This window comes from Daejeonella sp. (genome assembly GCF_044342615.1).
Lineage (GTDB): Bacteria > Bacteroidota > Bacteroidia > Sphingobacteriales > Sphingobacteriaceae > Daejeonella.
In genome coordinates this window covers 1-21,417 of sequence record NZ_JBIIPN010000038.1, presented here as the reverse complement: position 1 = coordinate 21,417, position 21,417 = coordinate 1, and the positions used below count along the sequence as shown (strand labels likewise).

The window sequence follows — 21,417 nt, the reverse complement described above, 5'->3', positions numbered from 1 at the left end:
AATTTATGCTGGAAGCTCGCCACCCTCGCCGGGAATTCTTTATGCTTTTGTTCATTCAGAAGAAAACCATCATCAAGAACTTAGAAAGCTAAGAACAAACATTAATTATTTTGTAGAATTACTACATTCCGAAAAGGGCTTGTTTTTTATTAAAGATTTCCCTGTTATTCTAATAAATGATGAAGCATTGGCTGAAGGTTTATTAAATCGTGGGATTAAAATCTCCTCTTTTCCTTATCCAGACCCCCAGGGTAAAAAGCTCAATAGAATAGTGTTAAATAGTGCTCATAAAAAAGAAGAAATTGAAATATTAGCCAATATGGTTAATGAGCTAAATGGAAGAGAGTTTTGATTATTTAGAGATCCTCAAAAGGAATATCCATTAGTTCAAAATTTTTCCAACCATTAAAATCAAAATGCCACCATTCATTGCTTAAAACCTTAAATCCATTTTTTTCCATGGTGTTTATGAGCAGTGTTCTGTTTTTTAATACTTGTTCAGATAGTTTGTCAAAGTTTGCTGCAGCTTCTGGGGCGAAGCTATCATAAGGAGTAGGCATTTCAAGCTCTTTTCCTGTTTTTAAATTTATTAAAGTGAGATCAATGGCACAACCTCGATTATGTCTTGAACCATCTTTAGGGTTAGCAACAAAACTTTTATCGCTTGCTAGTTCATAAAATTTAACTGTTACACTATATGGGCGATACCCGTCGAATATTTTTAGGCCAATCCCCGATTTATTTAGCTCATTTTGCACATTTCGAAGCGCTTCAACTACTGGAAGTCGCGCAAACGCCTTAGCTTGTTTATAAACCGCAATTTTTGCGAAATTATTTTTTGTAGCATAGCGAATATCCAGTTTGATATTGGGAATCCATTTCTTTATTTCTACAAGTTCCTTGTTTTTATCAGATTTTACTGATGATTGATATGCATGCATATCATTTATAATCAGCAGGTTGGAATCTTTATTTTGTTGTGCTCTTGCTCCAATTGTTAAAAAAAGAAGGGAAAATAAAATGAACTTACGCATTACCTTTGAGATACAATTAAAAGATCAAGGTCTTTCATGGGAATGTTAAAACGTTCGGAAAGATCTTTATTCGTTAATTTTCCTTGATAAAGATAAATGGCATTTCTAATTCCGGGTCTATCCCAAATCAAATTCATCATGCCACCCATTTCACCAATATCAAGAATGATGGGTGTAAAAATATTAGTTAAGGCATAACTTGCTGTTCTTGAAACGCGCGAAGCAATATTTGGAACACAATAGTGAATTACATCATGTTTCCTAAATGTTGGAACTTTATGATTGGTAATTTTGGAGGTTTCAAAACAACCACCTTGATCGATGCTAACATCAATAATTACCGAGTTGGGTTTCATTTTGCTTACCGTTTCTTCTGATACGATACAAGGGCTTCTACCATGTTCTGCACGAATTGCACCAATAGCTACATCACAGCACCAAAGAGCTTTTTCAAGAACAGCAGGCTGAATAACTGAAGTAAAAACGCGGCTGCCAATATTGTTTTGTAATCTACGTAGCTTGTAAAGAGAGCTATCAAAAACTTTTACTTCGGCTCCAAGTGCAAGAGCTGTTCTTGCGGCATATTCGCCAACTGTGCCTGCACCTAAAATAACTATTTCTGTTGGAGGAACACCTGTAATGCCACCCAGCATTAAACCTTTGCCTTCAAAAACATTACTTAGATATTCGGCAGCGATTAATACGGAAGTTGCCCCAACAATTTCGCTCATTGCTCTTACTACGCTTAATACATTGCCCTCATCTCTGAGGTATTCAAATGATAGAGCCGTAATATTTTTCTTCATTAATGACTGCAGATATTCCACCTTGGTGGTCGACATTTGAATGGCTGAGAACAATACCTGTCCCATTTTCATCATAGTAATCTCGTCATCAGTTGGAGGAGCTATTTTGATAATGATATCAGATTTAAACACCTCTTTTTTATCGTAGGTAATTTTTGCGCCCTGTTCGCTAAAGTGATTATCAGGAAAATTTGCCGCTAAACCAGCACCCGATTCAATTACAACTTCATGTCCATTTTGAACTAGCAATCCTACAGACAAGGGAGTAAGTGCAATTCTATTTTCTTGAAATGATGTTTCCTTTGGAATGCCAATATGGAGGCTATTTTTTTTATTTTTCACTTCCAACATCGCCTCTTGCGGACGCATCATAGCTTGTCTTGCAATGTCTGACAATTCACTCATTGTTCGGGTTTTTAATAAGATTTAGGAAGATACGAATTTTTTGAAAATTCGCCTAGGTTCAAAATCAAGATTTTGAATGTTTTTGAGCAAATATTTTTCGCATTCCACCTTCGGTTTCAGTTATTTTTATTTCTAAAAAGTTATCCGGCCATAAATTGGGAATCATTTCCGGCCATTCAATAAAACAATAATCGCCCGATGTAAGGTATTCTTCAAATCCGAGATCAAAAGCTTCTGATTCATTTTTTATACGAAAGAAGTCGAAATGAAAGATTTTCCCTTCTGGGAAAATATATTCATTAACTAGCGAATAGGTTGGACTGCTCACGTTTTCGAGCATTCCCAATTGTAAGCATAAAGATTTAATCAATGTTGTTTTTCCCGCACCCATTTCCCCCTGAAACAAGAATATTTTTTCATTTTCAGCGAATTTGAGTAGCGATACTGCTGCATCCTTAAGTTTATTTTCGTTTTCAATTAGAATTTCCATAGCTCAAAAATACGGAAAGAATTATTTAGGACTATAAGTTACAAAAGGAACAATCATCTCCTCCATTGAGATGCCGCCATGTTGGAAAGTCTCATTAAAGTAATTTACAAAATGATTGTAATTGTTCGGATAAACAAAATAGCCATCTTCTTTTGCAAAAATAAAGCTTGAGCTCATATGCAGTTTAGGAAGCATCGCCTCGTGTGGGTTTTTAATATGGAATACCTCTTTCGGATTATAACTTAGATTTTTTCCCTGTTTATAACGCAAATTGGAATTGGTATTTCTATCGCCAACCACTTTACTTGGATGTTTAACCCGAATGGTACCATGGTCGGTAGTTATGATAAGTTTTATATTTTTTTGAGATAGTTTTTTTAATAGTTCGAGTAGTGGTGAATGCTCAAACCAAGAGAGCGTTAATGAGCGATATGCTGCCTCATCATTTGCTAATTCTCTAATCATAGCCATATCTGTACGGGCATGAGATAACATATCCACAAAATTGTAAACAATCACATTCAGATCATTGGCCATTAGATTGTTGATGTTTTCACTAATGCTTTTACCCTGTTCAAAGGTTAAAATCTTATTATAAGAATGCTTACAATCTTTGCGCATTACCCTTTGAATTTGGTCGGCAAGAAACTTTTCTTCAAACAGATTTTTTCCGCCCTCATCTTCATCATTTTGCCACATTTCTGGAAAGCGGCGCTCCATTTCTAGGGGCGTTAATCCCGAAAAAATAGCGTTTCTAGCATATTGAGTAGCAGTTGGCAAAATACTGTAATAGGTATCTTCCTCTTCTATTCGATAGTAATCTACCAAAATGGAATTAATCATTTTCCATTGATCATATCTTAAATTATCAATTAAAATAAAAAATGTTGGTTTTTTTGGCTCCATGGCTGGAAAAACCTTTTTGGTAAATAGTTGGTTGGAGGTAATGGGCCCAGATGCAGGATCCTTCATCCAATTCAAATAGTTTTTTTCAATAAACTTAGAAAATTGAACATTAGCCTCTGATTTTTGCACAGTTAATATTTCGTGCATCCCTTCATCTTCTAATTTTTCTAGAGATAATTCCCAGTAAACCAATTTTTTGTAAAAATCTATCCATTCCGAAAAATTAAGATTTTCATTAATGGTCATTCCTAGTGCTCTAAAATCTTGACGATAAGCCATGGATGTTTTTTCGCTCACTAGTCGCTTATTATCAATCAGCTTTTTTATGGTCAGGAGAATTTGCTTGGGATTAACTGGTTTAATGAGGTAATCATCAATTTTATAGCCAATGGCATCCTCCATCATATATTCCTCTTCATTTTTCGTGATGAGCACGATAGGAATATCCGGATCAATTGTTTTTATTTTGGCAAGAGTTTCAAGTCCAGTTAAGCCTGGCATATTCTCATCTAAAAAAACTAAATCAAAATTTTCCTTTTTGAAACAGTCGAGCGCATCATTTCCGTTAGTTACAGTTTTTATTTTGTAACCCTTTTCATTCAAAAATAGTATATGTGGTTTTAAAAGGTCGATCTCATCGTCGGCCCATAATATTGTTGTTTCCTGCATTTCACAGTAAATTTAGCAAATATTAGACCATTGAGATTAATTTAACGTTCAATTGTCATTAAAAATAACAATTTTTGTAAATAAGGTTTGAAACTTGAATAAGAAAAAAATTATAAATGACCCTGTTTACGGTTTTATCACCATTCCATCTGAATTGGTGTTTGACCTCATTCAGCATCCCTATTTTCAGCGACTTCGCTATATAAAACAGCTGGGAATGACCCACTTGGTATATCCGGGGGCACTTCATACGCGTTTTCATCATGCATTGGGTGCAATGCATTTAATGGGACTTGCTTTAGAGACTATAAAAAGTAAGGGGCAAGCTATATCTTTTGAAGAGGAACAGGGTGTAATTATTGCTATTTTACTTCATGATATAGGCCACGGACCATTTTCGCATGCCCTAGAACATACCATTGTGGATGGTGTTTCGCACGAACATATTTCCACTCTTTTAATGAACAATTTAAATCGTGAGTTTGGTGGGAAATTAGGCTTGGCGCTTGAAATTTTCAATAATCGCTATCATAAAAAGTTTTTATACCAATTGGTTTCTGGTCAATTAGACCTCGATCGAATGGATTATTTAAATAGGGATAGTTTTTTTACGGGAGTATCGGAAGGGGTAATAAGCTTCGACCGAATTATTAAAATGCTAGATGTTGTTGACGATCAGCTAGTTGTAGAAGAAAAGGGCATTTACTCGATTGAAAAATTCTTAATTGCCCGCCGCTTAATGTACTGGCAAGTTTATTTACATAAAACGGTTATTGCTGCTGAGCAAATGCTTGTTAAAATATTGGAAAGAGCAAAAGAGTTAAGCCAAGAGGGTAGAAACCTTTTTGCCAGTCCTTGTTTTTCGTATTTCTTAAAGAATTCGATTAGCATGGAGGATTTTAAAAATAATCCCCTAAATATTGAGCGCTTTACAAAACTTGACGATAATGATATATTTACCTCAATTAAGGTTTGGGTAAATGATGAAGATTTAATTCTATCAACCCTTTGTATGCACCTAATTGATAGAAATTTATATCAGGTTGAGATTACTAATGAGCCTCCATCGATTGAGAGAATTAACAATTTGGCCGACAAAGTAACTGATGAGTATGAAATTTCTGACGATGACACCTCATATTTCGTATTTACTGATACCATTAAAAACAAGGCTTATAGTGTGGGCGATGGAAGTATTAAAATATTGATGAAAGATGGGTCTATTCAAGATATAGCCGGTGCTTCAGATTATTCGAACCTAGAGGCTTTGGCCAAAACAGTTCAAAAATACATACTCTGTTATGTAAAAGAGTTGAGAAATGTCAAATAATAGACAAGCAATTAAACTCAAAATTTGTTCGTTAACTAATAACACATAAATTTGCAGCATGCAATTAACTGCACATCAGATTGGAATATTACTTGAGGGGACTGTAGAAGGTAATCCTGAGGTGACAGTGAATCAACTTTCGAAGATTGAAGAGGCAAGTGAGGGTTCTTTATCCTTCCTTGCAAATTCTAAATATGAGCAATTTGTTTATAGCTCTGGGGCTTCTATAATTATCGTAAACGATGATTTTGTGCCAAGCGCTCCAATAAATTCGACTTTAATAAGGGTTAAAAATGCCTATAGTGCTTTCTCCGTATTGTTGGAGAAGTATGATGAACTTATAAAATCTAAGAAAAGTGGTATTGAGACACCAAGTTTCATTCACCCGACTGCAAAGATTGGAAAGGATGTTTTTGTTGGGGCTCTAGCTTACATTGGCCCTAATGTTACTGTCGGTGATGGAAGTAAAATCTATCCGAGTACTTATTTAGCAGATAATGTAGTTATAGGTAAAAATGTTACTTTATATGCCGGAGTAAAGGTGTATTTTAATTGTACTATTGGTGATAATGTTATCATTCATTCTGGTGCCATTATTGGTGGCGATGGTTTCGGCTTTGTTAAAGGACCAGAGGGTGCTTACAAGAAGGTAAGCCAAATTGGAAATGTGGTGATTGAAGACAATGTTGAAATTGGCTCAAATACTACCATTGATAGAGCTACAATGGGATCAACGATTATCCGCAAGGGCGTTAAACTAGATAATTTAATACAAATTGCACATAATGTTGAAATTGGAGCAAATACCGTAATTGCGGCACAAACAGGAATATCTGGTAGTACAAAGATTGGGGAAAACTGTATTATTGGCGGGCAGGTTGGAATTGTGGGCCATATTAGTATAGCTAATGGAAGTAATATTGGAGCAAAGTCGGCGGTGAATAATACCATTAAGGAAGAAAATCAAAGTTGGAATGGTTTTCCTTTGACCCCCTTACGCGAATCTTTAAAAGTACAAGTGGTAACCAGACGATTACCTGATTTGGAAAAAAGAATCGAAGAGCTTGAAAACATTATAAAGAATCGTTTGTTATGATCAGTTTCAACCTGAACAAATCAATACTATGAATGTAAAACAAAGAACAATTAAATCTGAAATATCTGTAAATGGCGTTGGCTTACATACTGGAAAATCGGCTACGATGACCTTTAAACCAGCTCCAGAGAATCATGGATATAAATTTAAGCGTATTGATCTTCCCGGTTCACCCATTGTTGATGCGGATGTAGATAATGTTACAGACACTTCAAGAGGAACTACAATCACTCAAAACGGTGCCAGCATTCATACTGTAGAGCATGTATTAGCCAGCCTGGTAGGAACAGAAGTAGATAATGTAATGATTGAGCTTGACGGACCAGAAATTCCAATTATGGATGGTAGTTCAATTATGTTTGTTGAAGCTCTTGAAACAGCGGGATTTGTTGATCAGGATGCTTACCGTGAATACTATAGTATCCCTTCTAATATACACTATTCTGAGCCCGATCGTAAGGTTGAGATGGTAGCAATGCCATTGGATGACTATCGTTTTACCTGCATGATCGACTATAATTCGCCAGTTTTAGGAAGTCAGCATGCTGCTATAACCACACTTTCAGAATTTAAAAAGGAAATTGCTTCATGCCGTACCTTTTGTTTTCTTCATGAATTGGAAATGCTATTAAAGCATGATTTGATTAAGGGTGGCGATTTAAATAATGCCATTGTGGTAGTTGATAAACAAGTTAGTAAGGAAGAATTAAAGAATCTCGCTAAACTATTTAACCGCGATGATATAGATGTTGCTAGAGAAGGAATTTTAAATAATATTGAACTTCGTCATCAAAATGAGCCAGCCCGTCATAAGCTGCTTGATATGATTGGCGATTTAGCCCTTGTAGGTGTGCCTTTGAAGGGTCATATTATGGCTGCCAGACCAGGTCATGCTGCTAATGTAGCCTTTGCAAAGAAAATTAAGGCGCAGATAAAAAAAGAAAAAACGAAAAAAAACATTCAGGTCTATGATCCAAGCGCTACACCTCTATATGATGTAGTTCAGATCATGAATATTTTACCTCACAGACAACCATTTTTGTTTATTGATAAAATCCTTGAACTTTCAAAATCGCATGTTGTTGGGGTCAAAAATGTTACCATGAACGAAGAGTTCTTCAAAGGTCATTTCCCTGGTGCGCCTGTTTTACCTGGTGTAATCCAGATTGAAGCTATGGCACAAACCGGCGGAATATTGGTCTTAAGTACCGTTCCAGATCCACAAAATTATCTCACCTACTTTTTAAAGATTGATAAGGTTAGATTCCGTGCTCAAGTTTTACCTGGCGACACGATAGTTTTCAGGTGCGATTTAATGGAACCTATCCGCAGAGGTATTTGCCAGATGAGAGGAGTGGGAATGGTTGGAGATAAAGTTGTGGTTGAAGCAGAGATGATGGCCCAAATAATTAGAGTTAAAGAAACCGAAGAAAGCGTATGATCCAACCCTTAGCATATATACACCCGCAGGCTAAAATTGCCGACACTGTAGTAATTGAACCATTTGTAACTATTTATAAAGATGTTGTAATTGGTGAAGGTACTTGGATTGGATCCAATGTAACGATTATGGATGGTGCCCGAATTGGTAAGAATTGCAGAATATTTCCGGGTGCGGTTGTTTCAGCTCCACCACAAGATTTAAAATATAAAGGCGAACCCTCAACGGTTACTGTAGGTGATAATACCATTATCCGCGAATGTGTTACCTTGAATCGCGGAACAGCACTTGATAAAAATACTACTACTATTGGAAGTAATTGTTTATTAATGGCTTATGTGCACGTGGCGCATGATTGTGTTATTGGTAATAATGTAATTATCGCTAATTCAGTTCAGTTAGCAGGACATATCGAGGTTCAAGATTTTGCTTTTATTGGTGGCGCTTCGGCAGTTCATCAATTTGTATCCATTGGAGCTCACTCTATAATTTCGGGTGGTTCATTAGTCCGTAAGGATGTTCCACCTTATACCAAGGCTGGACGCGAGCCATTATCTTATGTTGGAATTAACTCTGTGGGCTTGCGTCGTAGAGGATTTACCTCTGATCAGATTAATGAAATCCAAGATATTTACCGAACCATTTTCCTAAAGAAATTCAATGTTAGTAAGGCTTTAGATATTATTGAAACCGAACGTCAGCCTACTGAAATACGTGATGAAATTCTTGATTTTATACGAAATTCAAATAGAGGGGTTATGAAAGGTTTTGGTAATTCCTAAAAATAAACCTTTGGATTTACATTCCATATGAAAATCAGCTTAGAGCATATCGGTAGACGATTTAACCGCGAATGGATTTTCAGGGATGTGAATTATGAGTTTGAAAGCAATCATACCTACGCCATTTTGGGTTCTAATGGCGCTGGAAAATCAACGCTTTTGCAGGTAATATCTGGGAGCTTAACCAGTTCTGAGGGCATTATTCACTATTCGGAAGGCGATAAGCAAATTGATCAGGATTATGTTTTTCTCTGCCAAAGTATGGCTGCTCCTTATTTGGAGTTAATAGAAGAGTTTACACTTTCAGAGCTTATAGATTTCCATTTCCGATTTAAGAAATACCGTAAAGGATTTGATAAACGCAATCTGATTGAGCTACTAGGCTTAAAAAACTCAGAATTTAAGGCTTTAAAACATTTTTCATCGGGCATGAAACAAAGAGTAAAACTTGCACTAGCTTTTTGCTCCGACACAAAATTATTGTTATTGGATGAACCGAGCTCAAATTTAGATCAACAGGGGCTTGATTGGTATCTCAACTTAGCTGCTAATGAGTGCTCCGACCGTTTGGTTATAATATGCTCTAACCAAGAACAAGAATACAGTTTTTGTCAGCACAAGATAAATCTTGCCGATTATAAATAGGCTATCTCGCACCTAAACTCCATAACATCAAGCGTTTTCCTTTGGAAATTTAACAAAATGCCCGTATCTTTGCCCCTCGAAATAATTCAATAAATCATGGCAAAAGCGTCTGAAATTAAATCAGGAAATATTTTACGTTACAACGGCGAATTAGTGACTGTTGAAGAAATTATTCACCGTACACCCGGTAAAGGAGGAGCATTTTACATTGGTAAATTGCGTAATATCCGTAGTGGAAAAATTGTAGAAGCAAGAATGGGTACTGATGAGCAAGTTGAGATTTGCCGTGTTGAGACCAGCGACTACCAATATCTTTATGAAGAGGGAAATTATTTCGTAATTATGGATAATACCACTTTTGAGCAATTTAGTGTTGAAAAGACTCTTTTCGGATCGGCAGCTAGATTCTTGAAAGAAGGTATGAATGTAATTGTTTCATTTGAAAGTGATGAGCCAATCATGGCACAAGCACCTGCAAGTGTTGAGCTTGAAATTACATATACTGAGCCCGCTGTTAAGGGTGATACTTCTACCAATGCATTGAAAAGTGCAACTGTAGAAACAGGCATCGAGATTCGTGTTCCTTTATTTGTTAATCAAGGAGATAGAGTAAGAGTAGATACTCGTACTGGAGACTACATAGAAAGAGTAAAATAGTTTAGTTTTTTTTTTGATAAAGCGGTCTTTTCAGAAGTGGAAAGACCGCTTGTTTTTTATAAGCTTTTTTAATTCAGGAAAATCCCATTTTAATTCAAAATTTTATGATTATAAATAGCTATTGTTTCATAAATTAGGATAGTGAATAAAGCTATTTTACGAAAACAATTTTTAGAAAAGAGACAAGGCTTGTCAAGATCCCAATATTGGATGTTGATGGATCAATTGATGGATCAAATTAAAGGAATTGATTGGTCGAAATACAAGATGGTACATGTGTTTTTACCTATCAAAAAACATCATGAAATCGACACCTTTTCAATTCTGAATTATTTTAAACAAGTTGTTCCACACTTACAAATTGTCATCCCCAGGACCAATTTTGAAACATTTGAAATGGAGAATGTTCTTTATCATCACGAAAACACCATTTTAGTCCGAAATAAGTTTGATATCCCAGAGCCAATTCACGGTAGAATAGTAGCAAATGACCAGATTGATTTAGTTTTTGTCCCCCTATTAGCTTTTGATAAACATGGAAACCGTGTCGGATATGGAAAGGGCTTTTACGATCGATTTTTAAGTAAATGTAGACCAGATGTACAAAAAGCCGGAATTTCTTTTTTTGGACCCGTTGAAGAGATTAGTGATTTAAATGAATTTGATACTAAACTCGACTTCTGTATTAGTCCTGAAAAAATTTGGCTTTTAAATTATAAATCTAATTCCAATAAAATCGGACAATGATCCGAATGTTTAGCTTCAGGTAAAATCGCTGATCGTTTTAATTTATCTCGAAGTCCTTCAGATACCATATTATAATCAATTCGCCAGCCTAAATTCTTATTTCTAGCACCTGCACGATAACTCCACCAAGTATAGTTATGTGGTTCAGCATTAAAATGTCTAAAAGAATCGATAAATCCACTTTTTACAAAATTCTCCATCCATTCACGTTCTTCTGGCAAAAAACCCGAAGAATTCGCATTTGATTTAGGGTTATGTATATCAATTGGTTTATGACAAATATTGTAATCACCAGAAATTACTAGATTGGGGAATTCCAGCTTTAATTTATCAGAATACTCTTGAAAGTCATCTAAAAAACGATATTTAAACGCCTGACGCTCATCACCACTTGATCCAGATGGGAAATAGGTACTCATTACGGATACACCATCAAAATCAGCTCTAATGATTCGTCCCTCACGGTCATAATCATCCATTCCTGATGTGTACTCTACATGTTTGGGTGTAATTTTGGTGAAAATGGCTGTCCCGCTATAGCCCTTTTTCTCGGCAGGATTCCAATAGTGTTCATAACCTAATTGCTCAAGTAATACCAAATCTGTGATTTGATCGGGTGTTGCTTTTATTTCTTGTAAACAAATCACATCTGGGTTGGCAGCTTTTAACCATTCCAACCAATTTTTGCTGAGCGCCGCACGGATACCGTTTACATTATAGGAGATTATTTTCATGAGGAGCTATTAAAGCATATTAGTTTTTAGACCTAATTGTTTTTCAATTTTTCGAGCTTCTCCTTTTTTCAGCACAGAAACTTCCATTTTAATATCTTCTTTCGGACGGTCGGAGGTTCCTTTTTCAACAGCAGCAATTGCATCTACCATTTCTATACCCTGAACCACTTCACCAAAAACCGTATAATTTTGATCAAGATGCGGTGTTCCGCCCAGTTCTTTGTAAACTTTACGATGTGCTTCTGGGACAATTACCCCATTCATTCTTTTTTGTTGTATATCATCTAAAGTGGCATCGGACCATTTTTTACCTTGAACAATATAAAATTGACTTGCGCTAGATGCTTTTTCGGGATTATTATCACGTGCTGCAGCCAAAGCTCCTTTTTTGTGAAATAAACTATCTCTAAATTCGGCTGGTACGCGGTATCCTAAATCGCCTGAACCCAATGCCTGACCAGGACTTGCGGTTTTAGAATTTGGGTCACCACCTTGAATCATGAATTCTTGAATAACACGATGAAAAAGTGTTCCATTATAAAAACCCTCTTTGGCTAGTTTCAAGAAATTATCATGATGCTTTGGTGTTTGATTGTAAAGCATAATAATACACTCTCCTTTATTCGTTTTTATCCTTACAAAATCATGTTTTGGTTTCGCCGATGCGGTAGAAATTAGAAATATTAAAATAAGACCTAGGTATTTTTTCATGTTATTATAATTTTAATAAATCGATATTTTTTAATCCAAGATAGTTTCAAAATAGCTAATCATCAAGGATCTCATTATCATTTCTTGTTCAAGCAGTGTATAGGCAGGAATTGCTTTTATTAATTTCCAATGTGGCCAACCATCCTGATCTACTCCTTCGAGCTCATAAAAACCGAGCTCACTAAAAAGTCGGCAGTTGGCAATGTGCATGAGTTCTTCTTTTTGGCGCTTGCTAAATTTTAAGGGACCTTTTCCCAGTTCCTGAACACCAATTAAAAAAAGCATCACTTTCATGTCAGGAAGTTCCGAATCAAACTCCTTTGCGATTCGCTCCTGTAAAACTGTCCACTTTTTATTTATTTCTGCTGGTGTCATGCTGCAAAAGTCTGTAAAAATTAGCGATTTAAAGGAATGATTTATTATTAATCTACTAATTAGAAAAGAATGTTTTGGCGAATTAATTTAAATTTTAAAAGTAAATCAGTTAAAAGCATAAAATTAATTTTAAAAGTATATTTGTTTATGGAAAAACCAATTGTAACGGCTTTATTGGCCTATGGAATGTCTGGAAAGCTTTTTCACGCCCCATTTGTTCATGCAAACCAAGGATTTGATTTTAAAGGTGTTTTAGAGCATAATAGCAAAAAGGTGCATGCCGACTATCCAGAAGTAAAGAGCTATGATAGTCTTCAAGAAATTTTGGATGACCCACAAATCGAGCTTGTTATTGTTAATACCCCAAGCAATACCCATGTTGATTATTCTAGAAAGGCATTAATGGCTGGTAAAGATATTTTGGTTGAAAAGCCATTTGCTCCAACAGTTAAGGAAGCTCAAGAGATATTTGATTTGGGTAGAAAGCTTGGCCGTAAGGTTATGGTTTATCAGAATCGCAGATTTTCGAGCGATTTTGCTGTGACAAGAGATACGATTAAAAATGGCATTTTGGGCGATATTATTGAGGTTCACTTACGATATGATCGTTATCGTGCTGAAATTGGTCCCAAAGTTTTTAAAGAAACCCCATTGCCTGCTGCGGGTATTGTTTACGACCTTGCAGCGCATTTACTAGACCAGACCATCTGCATTTTTGGTAAGCCATTGGCTTATCGTAAAATTACTGGAGTGTATCGTAAAAACTCACTAGTTGATGATTATGGTCATATTCACCTGAGCTATCCCAATCAGGTTAATGTATTTATTACCACTAGTTTATTGGTTGCTGATCCGCAGCCAGGTATAATTATTCATGGTACTAAAGGCTCATTCGTAAAGGCTTTTTGTGATAAACAAGAAGAGCAATTGATGGCTTGTATGAAACCAGGAGATATTGGTTTCGGAGAGGAAGATCCAGGCAAAGAAGGTAGATTAACCTTGATGAATGATGCAGGAGAAAAAACGGTGTCTTGGGTTCCATCAATTAAAGGAAAATACATGGATTTGTTTGAATCTGTTTATCAAACAATTAGAAATGGAAAGGAATTTCCAGTTCAAAATTCAGAGATTTTGACTCAAATTGAGATTTTAGAAAGTAAAGCAGATATTTAATCAATTATTTTCCAACCATCGATTTTGGCAGCCTTTTTGATTAGAAAACATTAAATTGTTACAATCTTATATTTCAGTTATTAGGTAATGCAAAGGCTTTTATCTAATTTTGATTGAATAAATTATGAAAAGAATCAGAAAATCATTTAGCTTTTATCTATCAGTATTCTTACTGATGGGTTTTTCGGCTGTTTTTCTGCCTTTGGATATCTTTCATAATCACGCAGCCATTCCTCCAGTTTCAAGTGTTGAGAAGATTAACTCAAGTAATAAGGAGGACTTAAATGTTCAAAATAAGACCGATTATTGCTGGGTTTGTGCCGTTCACTTCGATAAAACATTCACCAAATCATCTTTCATTGAAAAAATTAGGCTTTCGCCTATCATGTCTGTATTTCTTAATAATGAAGTTACAGGATATGTTGTTGAGCTACTTCTTAGCAGCTTAAGAGGTCCACCTACCGAATAAATTTTCTTTTTTGATCCACTCTGTTCTGAGTGCGACTCTATTTTAATTCATTATTATTAATTCGTCTAATTAGGTGTCTTATAATTGAATTTTTTAATGATACTTTATACAGTTATTTAACTCGCATGAAAAACCAATTTTTTGCTATAAGAATGTGTTTTTTTTGTTTGATTGTTTTAAACATTTATGTTGGTAAGGCAATTGGGCAGGAATGCAATTTTAAATTAAGCGGTATTATTTATGATGGTACAAACCAGCAGGTTTTGTCTGGCGCAACCGTTTGGCTTATGGATAGCGATAAAATTGCTGTTACGAATAAATCTGGAGTATATCGTTTTAATAAGTTGTGCTCTGGAACTTATCGTATCAAAATAACTCATGTGGGTTGTGTACCTATAGAAGCCAATGTAGTTGTAAATTCTGACTTGCAGAATCAAAATTTTTCTCTTTTACATTCTGCTGAACAACTGGGTGAGGTGGTGGTAAGTTCTAGATATGATAGGGATGTTAATTCAATTAAATCGAGCTTAACTGCTGAAGAAATGCAAAAGCAGAGGGGTGGTACTTTGGGTGAAATGTTAAAGCAGTTGGCCGGCGTATCTGTTTTACAAACGGGAAGTACTGTTTTTAAACCTGTTATACATGGATTACATAGCCAAAGGGTGTTAATTTTAAATAATGGTGTCAGACAAGAAGGGCAGCAGTGGGGTGCAGAACATGCTCCAGAAATTGATCCTTTGGTAGCATCTCGTTTAACAGTAATTAAGGGTGCTGGTGCTCTCAGGTATGGTTCGGATGCTATTGGTGGTGCTGTTTTAGTTGAACCTCGTAGTTTAGATATAGACACGGGCCTTCGGGTTGAATTTAATTCAATTTATTCCTCAAATAATAGGATGGGTCTTTTTAATTCTATTGTAGAGCAAGGTATTAAATCTAGAAAAAGTGCTTGGGCCTGGCGATCACATCTAACTTATAAGCGTGGAGGAAATGCTCGTACACCCGATTATTGGTTACATAATACTGGAGTACAGGAATTAAATTATTCATTTCATGCGGGTTATCAGCGTGAAAAAACCAAAGCGGAAGTCTTTTTTAGTGCATTTAATACTAAAATAGGCATATTTTGGGGCGCACATATTGGCAATTTGACTGATTTAGAAAATGCTATCAATAGTAAAACCCCTTTATTTAATATAAATGAATTTGACTATCAAATTGGTAGGCCAAGTCAAGATGTATCTCATTATTTAATCAAGGCAAAGCTAACACAGGAATTAAGTAAAGATCGCAGAATTAATTTCTTATTGTCGCATCAAGAAAATTTCAGAAAGGAGTTTGATCGTTCATTGATTGATAATAATCCTGAATTGGATCTTAATTTAGGAACTACTACCGCTGATGTAAATTTTGAGACCGACAGGTTTGCCAATACAAATCAACAGTTTGGTTTTACTGTGCAAAGACAAGCCAACGTTTGGAGTGGTAGCAGATTCTTTTTGCCTAATTATACAAACATATTATTAGGCTTGTATGCGATTAGAAAATGGGATAAAAAAGATTTACAATTTGAAGCGGGTGTAAGATATGATTATCGAAGTCTGGAGGTATTTAGAAACCAAAATGGTCAAAACTCTCAAATAGGTAGGGAGTTTAATAACCTTTCATCTTCATTTGCTATCAATTATGTTCCCAATAATAACCTGAGTTGGTTAAACAATTTTTCTTTGGCTTGGAGGCCCCCCCATGTTAATGAGTTGTATGTGAATGGTTTACATCACGGTACGGCAAGTTTTGAGATCGGAGACCCTAATTTAAAAAGTGAAATCAGTTTGAAATATACAAGTCAGTTTAACTATCAATGGAATAAGGACACGAAGATTGATTTAACATTGTATACAAATTACATTCAGAACTTTATTAATCTAGTACCAGTTTTACCGGCAACCCTAACATTACGTGGCGCATTTCCCACCTTTCAGTTTAAACAAGCCGATGCTTTGCTAAGCGGGTCAGATCTTACTTTTAATACTGCTTTAAATTCGTCATGGGCTTATAGATTTAAAGCGAGTGTGTTATTGCCCCGTAATTTAGAATCAGGTACATGGTTACAGCAAATGCCTGCCCCGCAAATTGATCAGGAAGTTTCCTGGTATTTTTCGCCGAATAAAAAAAGCAGTTATGTATCAACCAATGCTTTGTGGGTTGCTAAGCAGCGTTTTATCCCCAATAATTTTATAGACTATTTATCCCCGCCAAGTGATTATTTACTTTTCAACTTGAATTTCGGGACAGAATTACGGTTTATGAAAACTCCAGTTAGCTTAGGTGCTAGCGTATTTAATTTATTTAATGTTCGCTACCGCGATTACATGAATCGTTTCAGATACTTTTCGGATGAGGTAGGAACCAATGTTGTATTAAGACTTAAAATCAATTTATAATTATGCTTAAAAAATATATAGTAGGAATATTGAGTATTGCTCTTTCGGTTAGTGTTTTATCTTGTAAAAAGGCAAGTATGGCTAATAATGAAACGGAGCACCAAGCTATCAATAGAATAGAAATGCTCTTTAAACAAAGTGGCAATACCGTAGCCACAATAGTTGCTGAAGATCCGGATGGTGATGGAGGTAATCCACCTTCAAGAATCGATAATATTAGGTTAGACATTAATAAAACCTATGATGTTGAGGTAAAATTCCTCAATATTATCAATGGAGTTACTAAGGATATAACCCCTAATATTATTCAGCAGTCAAGGCAGCATGAGGTTTATTATATCTTATCTGGCCTGACTTTTCCAATTGAAAAAAAAGATACGGATACTAATGGCTTTCCATTAGGCTTAGTATCACAGTGGAAAACTGGCAATGTGGCCGGACAAGGTTCGGTCTTATTAAAATTGATGCATAAACCACTAATAAAGGGTGCAAATGATGATTCCTCTAAGGGGCATTCGGATATAGCCATCAGTTTCTCATTAAATGTAAATTAATAATCAATCTATAAATTAAATCTCAAAACAATTATGAAAAAGTTAACACTTATTGCCCTTTTGGTTTTACCTGCAAGCATCGTTTGCGCTCAATCACCTAAAATAGGATTTAAAGCAGGTTTGAATTTAAATCATGTAAGTAGTAATGACGATGATCTAAAACACGACCTAAAGCCACGTCCTAGCATACATTTAGGCTTGGTTGCTGATTTTGAAATGAGTAAATCTTTGTCATTTCAGCCACAATTATTATTTAGTGGTCGTGGTGCAAAAGAATCTCATGGTGACCATTCAGATGTTATTGCTTTTAATTCATTAGAATTACCACTTAATTTTGTCTATCGAAAAGATTCTGCTAAGGGTATTTTTGTGGGTATGGGTCCATCTTTAGGATATAATCTTAATGGTAAAATTAAAGAAGAGGGTGACTCAGAAAACATTGAATTTGGATCTAAAGAAGGTGAATTTAAGCGTCTTGATCTAGGTTTAAACGCCTTGCTTGGTTATAAGTTCTCACAAAGATATTTTGTTTCAACCAATTATTCTTTGGGTTTAAGTAATTGGACTAATACCAGCTCAGTTACTTGGAAAAACAATATTGCAGGAATTTCTATTGGTTATTTCTTTAATTAGTCATTAAATTACATAAAAAAAGCCATTTAAAAGGGCTTTTTTTATGTAATTTTTTTAGATTTTCAATATATTATTTTTCTCAATCTGTTTTTAATCCCAGTAATGGATAAGTGTTTTTCAGAAAAAACGAAAATACTCACTTTTTATTCGGAATATAGTTAATTCGTGCAGAAACGGCTATTTGTTCAGCTATTTTCTTAAACACTAGTTTGGGAATATCAATTTTATAATCAACCAGTAATACATCAAACTTGGAGTTTAAATTTAATATTCCATCACCCACAGTTAATTTGCCTTTTATAGTTTTTTCTTTATTAACCCCATGAATATTTAATATTCCAGTAGCGCTCACATCATATGTTCCGGCTTTCGTAAAATTTATTGCTTCGTTTATTTTACCTTTAAATGTGGCATGAGGATATTTTTCACTCTCAAGGTAATTTTCATTAAAATGTTGTTGCATTAATTTATTGCTAAATTGAAATTGGTTAACAGGTATTTTTACTACAATTTCGCCATTATCTGTATTAATAATAGAGCTAGATTTCGTATTTAAAGCTTTAATATCCTCTATAGGAGTTTTTGAAAAGAAGTCGACCTCACTGTTCTTGGCAGTAAATAATTGAGTTTGAGCAGGTAAGACATTGCCCAGAAAACAAAAAAACGCTGTTATAACTAGTTGTTTTACCATTTGTTTTTATTTTTCTTTTCAAACGAGAAAGTCCTTGAGATATTAAATCCAAAATGAATATCTCCCTTACCCCAGCTTCCATTCGTTTCTGTGATGAATTGTCTTTCCGTCATCCCAAAAGAATTGGTAAACAATAATTGAAAAATATGACCTCCTGTTTCAAGATCTAAGCTAAGGGAAAAATTATTTGTATAATTATCATCAATTTGATTTGCAAGTACATAATTATACTCCCCATTTATTGAAGCTCTTTTAGATATTTTATACATGCCAGCAAAACCTGTTGAAAACACTGTTTCGGAATCATAAAAAGCGTCTGGACGATTTCTATGAATTAGCGTTGGCGACACTTGTAGAGAAAATCCAGCATCAAACTTCCTTGCTAATAAAAATTGACCGAAGTAGCTGCCTCGATCGAATGATGAGAGACTAGGGCTGGTTTTTTGCGTTCTTATTGCATAACCCGATACTAAGGTTAATGAAAGAGGAATTTTTTCACTATTTGATGTTTGACGAAATAGCCTGTATTTACCAAAATAGTCATACACTTTCTGATAAGAGCTTCTACCAATGCCTATCATCAATCGATCATTAAGGCCATATTCCAGTCCTAGTCTAATTGTTGCCGCATCTAAGCCAAAAAACTCATTGAAACCATTATTAAGTCTATCAAAGCGATGTGAAATTACAAAGTCAAGATTTTTTTTACCAACGGTTTCAACTGAATGTCCATTTATAATTCTATTTGCTTTGAAGGTGGCACTTTTGTAAATCACCTCTGTGCTATCTTTTAGCATGTCCATCAAATCGTCCTGAGCTTTTAAGCTTTGTGGAATTAGGAAAAGAAGAATCAAGTATATTTGTTTCATTTCACTAGAATATTAAGATTCGTACACTCTTAATGTAGTACCACTCAAAGAGGTCAAATATTTTTTGAGTGCCGAAGTAGCGGGGCCTTTAGTTTTACTTCCATTTGCATCAAACACAGAACCGTGTGATGGATCAGTTAGAGAGCAGGGAAATGTATTATTACTAGAATTATAAGTTAAAGAAGCACCCTGATGGGTACATGCAGCTGATAAAGCAATAAAATCGGCTCCGTTTTTAGCAATAATTATATTGTTTTGGATTGTCCAACCCTTTGCGTTGATGTCGGCGTTTGTACTAACGTTTAAGGTAAAATCAATTTTTGTACTGCCCCCACTTGTTGGTGTTCCGGTAGAAGGTGTTGCCGAATCGGATTTTCCGCAGGCTCCAAGGCATGATGATACAATTAATGAGCCGGCTCCTAATCCAAGTGCGGCAAGAAAATCTTTACGTTCCATAATTATTTTTAGATTATAAATGATTGTTTTCTATAGGACCTAATTCCTAAAAATTATTCCCATTGGTACTCGTTGTGATTTAAACAGTTAACAATAAAATTTGTTGTTTAAATCAGAATTTTATCACAATCAATTGACTGTTAGTCGATTCTAAAATAAAATTACAGTTTAAAGGATTTACTTTATCGGATTTAGTGTTTTATGACTAAACTATGATTTACCAATTTTTATTGATTTTACTAGGAAGGTACTTCGCAAGAAATATATGAAAGCCTTTTAAATAGGTTGCTACAATAATTAATGATAGTTTTTAAAATTTACGTGAGTAAAAATGCACTTATCTGATCAGCAGAAAGCTTTTGCTGTTCCCCACTTTTCATATTTTTTAGGGTTAATAATCCGCTTTCCATTTCATCACTACCAATAAGTATTACAAAAGGAATATTTTTATCATCTGCATAAGTCATTTGCTTTTTAAGCTTGGCAGATGAAGGGTAAATTTCGGCACTTATTCCCTCGCTTCTTAATTTTTGAAGTAAAGGAAGTGCAAATTTTTCAGCTTGTTCATCGAAGTTGCTAATTAACACCTTGGTGCTCTCAGAAGTGCTCTCTGGAAACAGTTTAAGCTCTTCCAGCACATCATAGATGCGGTCGGCACCAAATGATATTCCCACACCTGTTAAGTCGCTCAGACCAAACATGCCGGTAAGATCATCGTATCTACCACCGCCACCGATGCTACCCATGGCCACTTCATTGGTTTTAACTTCAAAAATGGCACCTGTATAGTAATTTAAGCCGCGGGCAAGCGTAATATCCAGTTCAAGGTTTTGTTTTACCGATTCTGTCTGACTTGTTAGCAGCTCCAAATAATTAAAAATGCTTTCAATTTCTGCAATGCCCTTTATTCCGGTTTGTGATGCCGAAAGTACCGACCTTAAACTAGTTAATTTTTCCTCATTTGAGCCACTAAGCAAGATAATTGGTTTCAGTATCTCAATATCAGGTTCAGTAAAGCCTCTTTCAAGTAATTCTTTAATTACTCCGTCTAAACCTATTTTATCAAGCTTATCAATGGCAACGGTCATATCTACAATGAGTTGCGGTTTCCCAATAATTTCGGCTATGCCAGATAAAATCTTACGATTATTAATTTTTATGGTAAAATCTTTAAGCCCCAGTTTGCTTAAAGCCTCGTGATAAATCAATACAAATTCGGCCTCATTAATTAAACTTTCGGAGCCTACTACATCCGCATCGCATTGATAAAATTCGCGGTATCTTCCTTTTTGCGGACGATCGG

Annotated in this window: 23 protein-coding genes and 1 pseudogene; 13 read left to right on the top strand and 11 right to left on the bottom strand. The window is 35.2% G+C overall.

The window, feature by feature from the left end:
* Positions 1 to 352, top strand: a pseudogene (locus ACIQ0D_RS05215) (hypothetical protein); the annotation flags it as partial.
* A 4-nt stretch (positions 353 to 356) separates the two neighbouring features.
* On the opposite strand, the gene ACIQ0D_RS05210 reads toward ACIQ0D_RS05215, so the two are convergent.
* The 4 genes from ACIQ0D_RS05210 to ACIQ0D_RS05195 form a co-directional block, all read right to left on the bottom strand.
* Positions 357 to 1,034, bottom strand: coding sequence for a M15 family metallopeptidase (locus ACIQ0D_RS05210; protein ID WP_395803504.1), 678 nt, complete (start codon positions 1,032 to 1,034; stop codon positions 357 to 359).
* Positions 1,034 to 2,245, bottom strand: a complete 1,212-nt coding sequence (locus tag ACIQ0D_RS05205; RefSeq protein ID WP_395803503.1) for an alanine dehydrogenase — start codon at positions 2,243 to 2,245, stop codon at positions 1,034 to 1,036. Before ACIQ0D_RS05205 ends, ACIQ0D_RS05210 begins: the two co-directional genes overlap by 1 nt.
* Before the next feature lie 64 nt (positions 2,246 to 2,309).
* Positions 2,310 to 2,735: a tRNA (adenosine(37)-N6)-threonylcarbamoyltransferase complex ATPase subunit type 1 TsaE gene (gene tsaE, locus ACIQ0D_RS05200; RefSeq protein WP_395803502.1), complete on the bottom strand. Its 426-nt coding sequence runs from the start codon at positions 2,733 to 2,735 to the stop codon at positions 2,310 to 2,312.
* 21 nt (positions 2,736 to 2,756) lie between these two features.
* Positions 2,757 to 4,310, bottom strand: a complete 1,554-nt coding sequence (locus tag ACIQ0D_RS05195; RefSeq protein WP_395803501.1) for a PglZ domain-containing protein — start codon at positions 4,308 to 4,310, stop codon at positions 2,757 to 2,759.
* A 94-nt stretch (positions 4,311 to 4,404) separates the two neighbouring features.
* Here ACIQ0D_RS05195 and ACIQ0D_RS05190 point away from each other — a divergent pair, with 94 nt between their 5' ends.
* The 7 genes from ACIQ0D_RS05190 (at position 4,405) to ACIQ0D_RS05160 (ending at position 11,008) form a co-directional block, all read left to right on the top strand.
* Complete coding sequence (locus ACIQ0D_RS05190; protein WP_395803500.1) at positions 4,405 to 5,640, top strand: HD domain-containing protein; 1,236 nt, start codon at positions 4,405 to 4,407, stop codon at positions 5,638 to 5,640.
* A 58-nt stretch (positions 5,641 to 5,698) separates the two neighbouring features.
* Positions 5,699 to 6,736, top strand: coding sequence for a UDP-3-O-(3-hydroxymyristoyl)glucosamine N-acyltransferase (gene lpxD, locus ACIQ0D_RS05185; protein ID WP_395803499.1), 1,038 nt, complete (start codon positions 5,699 to 5,701; stop codon positions 6,734 to 6,736).
* 28 nt (positions 6,737 to 6,764) lie between these two features.
* Positions 6,765 to 8,177 (top strand): bifunctional UDP-3-O-[3-hydroxymyristoyl] N-acetylglucosamine deacetylase/3-hydroxyacyl-ACP dehydratase, encoded by a 1,413-nt coding sequence (locus ACIQ0D_RS05180; RefSeq protein WP_395803498.1) that lies wholly within the window; start codon positions 6,765 to 6,767, stop codon positions 8,175 to 8,177.
* On the top strand, positions 8,174 to 8,959 hold the full coding sequence (gene lpxA / locus ACIQ0D_RS05175) for an acyl-ACP--UDP-N-acetylglucosamine O-acyltransferase (RefSeq protein WP_395803497.1): 786 nt from the start codon (positions 8,174 to 8,176) through the stop codon (positions 8,957 to 8,959). Before ACIQ0D_RS05180 ends, lpxA begins: the two co-directional genes overlap by 4 nt.
* Before the next feature lie 27 nt (positions 8,960 to 8,986).
* Positions 8,987 to 9,604 carry an ATP-binding cassette domain-containing protein gene (locus ACIQ0D_RS05170; RefSeq protein ID WP_395803496.1) on the top strand — a complete coding sequence of 206 codons (618 nt, stop codon included), beginning with the start codon at positions 8,987 to 8,989 and terminating at the stop codon, positions 9,602 to 9,604.
* Positions 9,605 to 9,700: 96 nt separating this feature from the next.
* The gene (gene efp / locus ACIQ0D_RS05165) at positions 9,701 to 10,261 is read left to right on the top strand and encodes an elongation factor P (RefSeq protein ID WP_395803495.1); all 561 of its coding nucleotides are present in this window, start codon (positions 9,701 to 9,703) and stop codon (positions 10,259 to 10,261) included.
* Between the two features lie 141 nt (positions 10,262 to 10,402).
* Positions 10,403 to 11,008, top strand: coding sequence for a 5-formyltetrahydrofolate cyclo-ligase (locus ACIQ0D_RS05160; RefSeq protein WP_395803494.1), 606 nt, complete (start codon positions 10,403 to 10,405; stop codon positions 11,006 to 11,008).
* Here ACIQ0D_RS05160 and ACIQ0D_RS05155 read toward each other — a convergent pair.
* From ACIQ0D_RS05155 to ACIQ0D_RS05145, 3 genes are read right to left on the bottom strand one after another with little or no spacing between them, the layout of a single operon-like run.
* A complete protein-coding gene (locus ACIQ0D_RS05155) occupies positions 10,975 to 11,742 on the bottom strand; it encodes an exodeoxyribonuclease III (RefSeq protein ID WP_395803493.1) in 768 nt (255 codons plus the stop codon). The two genes, ACIQ0D_RS05160 and ACIQ0D_RS05155, sit on opposite strands and share 34 nt — an antisense overlap.
* A 9-nt stretch (positions 11,743 to 11,751) precedes the next feature.
* Positions 11,752 to 12,453 carry a peptidylprolyl isomerase gene (locus ACIQ0D_RS05150; RefSeq protein WP_395803492.1) on the bottom strand — a complete coding sequence of 234 codons (702 nt, stop codon included), beginning with the start codon at positions 12,451 to 12,453 and terminating at the stop codon, positions 11,752 to 11,754.
* A gap of 30 nt (positions 12,454 to 12,483) precedes the next feature.
* A complete protein-coding gene (locus ACIQ0D_RS05145) occupies positions 12,484 to 12,828 on the bottom strand; it encodes a hypothetical protein (RefSeq protein WP_395803491.1) in 345 nt (114 codons plus the stop codon).
* A gap of 147 nt (positions 12,829 to 12,975) precedes the next feature.
* Here ACIQ0D_RS05145 and ACIQ0D_RS05140 point away from each other — a divergent pair, with 147 nt between their 5' ends.
* From ACIQ0D_RS05140 to ACIQ0D_RS05120, 5 genes are all read left to right on the top strand, one after another.
* Positions 12,976 to 14,001, top strand: a complete 1,026-nt coding sequence (locus ACIQ0D_RS05140; protein ID WP_395803490.1) for a Gfo/Idh/MocA family oxidoreductase — start codon at positions 12,976 to 12,978, stop codon at positions 13,999 to 14,001.
* A 124-nt stretch (positions 14,002 to 14,125) separates the two neighbouring features.
* Entirely contained in the window at positions 14,126 to 14,470 is a 345-nt protein-coding gene (locus ACIQ0D_RS05135; protein WP_395803489.1) for a hypothetical protein, read from the top strand.
* Positions 14,471 to 14,595: 125 nt separating this feature from the next.
* Positions 14,596 to 16,911, top strand: coding sequence for a TonB-dependent receptor (locus tag ACIQ0D_RS05130; RefSeq protein ID WP_395803488.1), 2,316 nt, complete (start codon positions 14,596 to 14,598; stop codon positions 16,909 to 16,911).
* 2 nt (positions 16,912 to 16,913) lie between these two features.
* A complete protein-coding gene (locus tag ACIQ0D_RS05125) occupies positions 16,914 to 17,465 on the top strand; it encodes a hypothetical protein (RefSeq protein WP_395803487.1) in 552 nt (183 codons plus the stop codon).
* A gap of 33 nt (positions 17,466 to 17,498) precedes the next feature.
* A complete protein-coding gene (locus ACIQ0D_RS05120; RefSeq protein ID WP_395803486.1) occupies positions 17,499 to 18,098 on the top strand; it encodes a porin family protein in 600 nt (199 codons plus the stop codon).
* A 136-nt stretch (positions 18,099 to 18,234) separates the two neighbouring features.
* Here ACIQ0D_RS05120 and ACIQ0D_RS05115 read toward each other — a convergent pair whose 3' ends face one another.
* From ACIQ0D_RS05115 to ACIQ0D_RS05100, 4 genes are all read right to left on the bottom strand, one after another.
* On the bottom strand, positions 18,235 to 18,789 hold the full coding sequence (locus tag ACIQ0D_RS05115; protein ID WP_395803485.1) for a YceI family protein: 555 nt from the start codon (positions 18,787 to 18,789) through the stop codon (positions 18,235 to 18,237).
* Positions 18,783 to 19,658: a DUF5777 family beta-barrel protein gene (locus tag ACIQ0D_RS05110; protein WP_395803484.1), complete on the bottom strand. Its 876-nt coding sequence runs from the start codon at positions 19,656 to 19,658 to the stop codon at positions 18,783 to 18,785. The genes ACIQ0D_RS05115 and ACIQ0D_RS05110 overlap by 7 nt, the downstream gene beginning before the upstream one ends.
* A 12-nt stretch (positions 19,659 to 19,670) precedes the next feature.
* Positions 19,671 to 20,114, bottom strand: a complete 444-nt coding sequence (locus ACIQ0D_RS05105) for a ubiquinol-cytochrome c reductase iron-sulfur subunit (protein WP_395803483.1) — start codon at positions 20,112 to 20,114, stop codon at positions 19,671 to 19,673.
* 317 nt (positions 20,115 to 20,431) lie between these two features.
* Positions 20,432 to 21,417: histidine--tRNA ligase (locus ACIQ0D_RS05100; RefSeq protein ID WP_395803482.1), on the bottom strand; the 986-nt coding region annotated here is incomplete at its 5' end.

Coding starts and splice junctions, on each gene's coding strand:
- ACIQ0D_RS05135 (WP_395803489.1), top strand. CDS start 14,126: ATGAAAAGAATCAGAAAATCATTTAGCTTTTATCTATCAGTATTCTTA.
- ACIQ0D_RS05110 (WP_395803484.1), bottom strand. CDS start 19,658: ATGAAACAAATATACTTGATTCTTCTTTTCCTAATTCCACAAAGCTTA.
- ACIQ0D_RS05130 (WP_395803488.1), top strand. CDS start 14,596: ATGAAAAACCAATTTTTTGCTATAAGAATGTGTTTTTTTTGTTTGATT.
- lpxD (WP_395803499.1), top strand. CDS start 5,699: ATGCAATTAACTGCACATCAGATTGGAATATTACTTGAGGGGACTGTA.
- ACIQ0D_RS05205 (WP_395803503.1), bottom strand. CDS start 2,245: ATGAGTGAATTGTCAGACATTGCAAGACAAGCTATGATGCGTCCGCAA.
- tsaE (WP_395803502.1), bottom strand. CDS start 2,735: ATGGAAATTCTAATTGAAAACGAAAATAAACTTAAGGATGCAGCAGTA.
- ACIQ0D_RS05140 (WP_395803490.1), top strand. CDS start 12,976: ATGGAAAAACCAATTGTAACGGCTTTATTGGCCTATGGAATGTCTGGA.
- ACIQ0D_RS05125 (WP_395803487.1), top strand. CDS start 16,914: ATGCTTAAAAAATATATAGTAGGAATATTGAGTATTGCTCTTTCGGTT.
- ACIQ0D_RS05170 (WP_395803496.1), top strand. CDS start 8,987: ATGAAAATCAGCTTAGAGCATATCGGTAGACGATTTAACCGCGAATGG.
- ACIQ0D_RS05180 (WP_395803498.1), top strand. CDS start 6,765: ATGAATGTAAAACAAAGAACAATTAAATCTGAAATATCTGTAAATGGC.
- ACIQ0D_RS05150 (WP_395803492.1), bottom strand. CDS start 12,453: ATGAAAAAATACCTAGGTCTTATTTTAATATTTCTAATTTCTACCGCA.
- ACIQ0D_RS05155 (WP_395803493.1), bottom strand. CDS start 11,742: ATGAAAATAATCTCCTATAATGTAAACGGTATCCGTGCGGCGCTCAGC.
- efp (WP_395803495.1), top strand. CDS start 9,701: ATGGCAAAAGCGTCTGAAATTAAATCAGGAAATATTTTACGTTACAAC.
- ACIQ0D_RS05210 (WP_395803504.1), bottom strand. CDS start 1,034: ATGCGTAAGTTCATTTTATTTTCCCTTCTTTTTTTAACAATTGGAGCA.
- ACIQ0D_RS05145 (WP_395803491.1), bottom strand. CDS start 12,828: ATGACACCAGCAGAAATAAATAAAAAGTGGACAGTTTTACAGGAGCGA.
- ACIQ0D_RS05115 (WP_395803485.1), bottom strand. CDS start 18,789: ATGGTAAAACAACTAGTTATAACAGCGTTTTTTTGTTTTCTGGGCAAT.
- ACIQ0D_RS05105 (WP_395803483.1), bottom strand. CDS start 20,114: ATGGAACGTAAAGATTTTCTTGCCGCACTTGGATTAGGAGCCGGCTCA.
- ACIQ0D_RS05195 (WP_395803501.1), bottom strand. CDS start 4,310: ATGCAGGAAACAACAATATTATGGGCCGACGATGAGATCGACCTTTTA.
- ACIQ0D_RS05120 (WP_395803486.1), top strand. CDS start 17,499: ATGAAAAAGTTAACACTTATTGCCCTTTTGGTTTTACCTGCAAGCATC.
- lpxA (WP_395803497.1), top strand. CDS start 8,174: ATGATCCAACCCTTAGCATATATACACCCGCAGGCTAAAATTGCCGAC.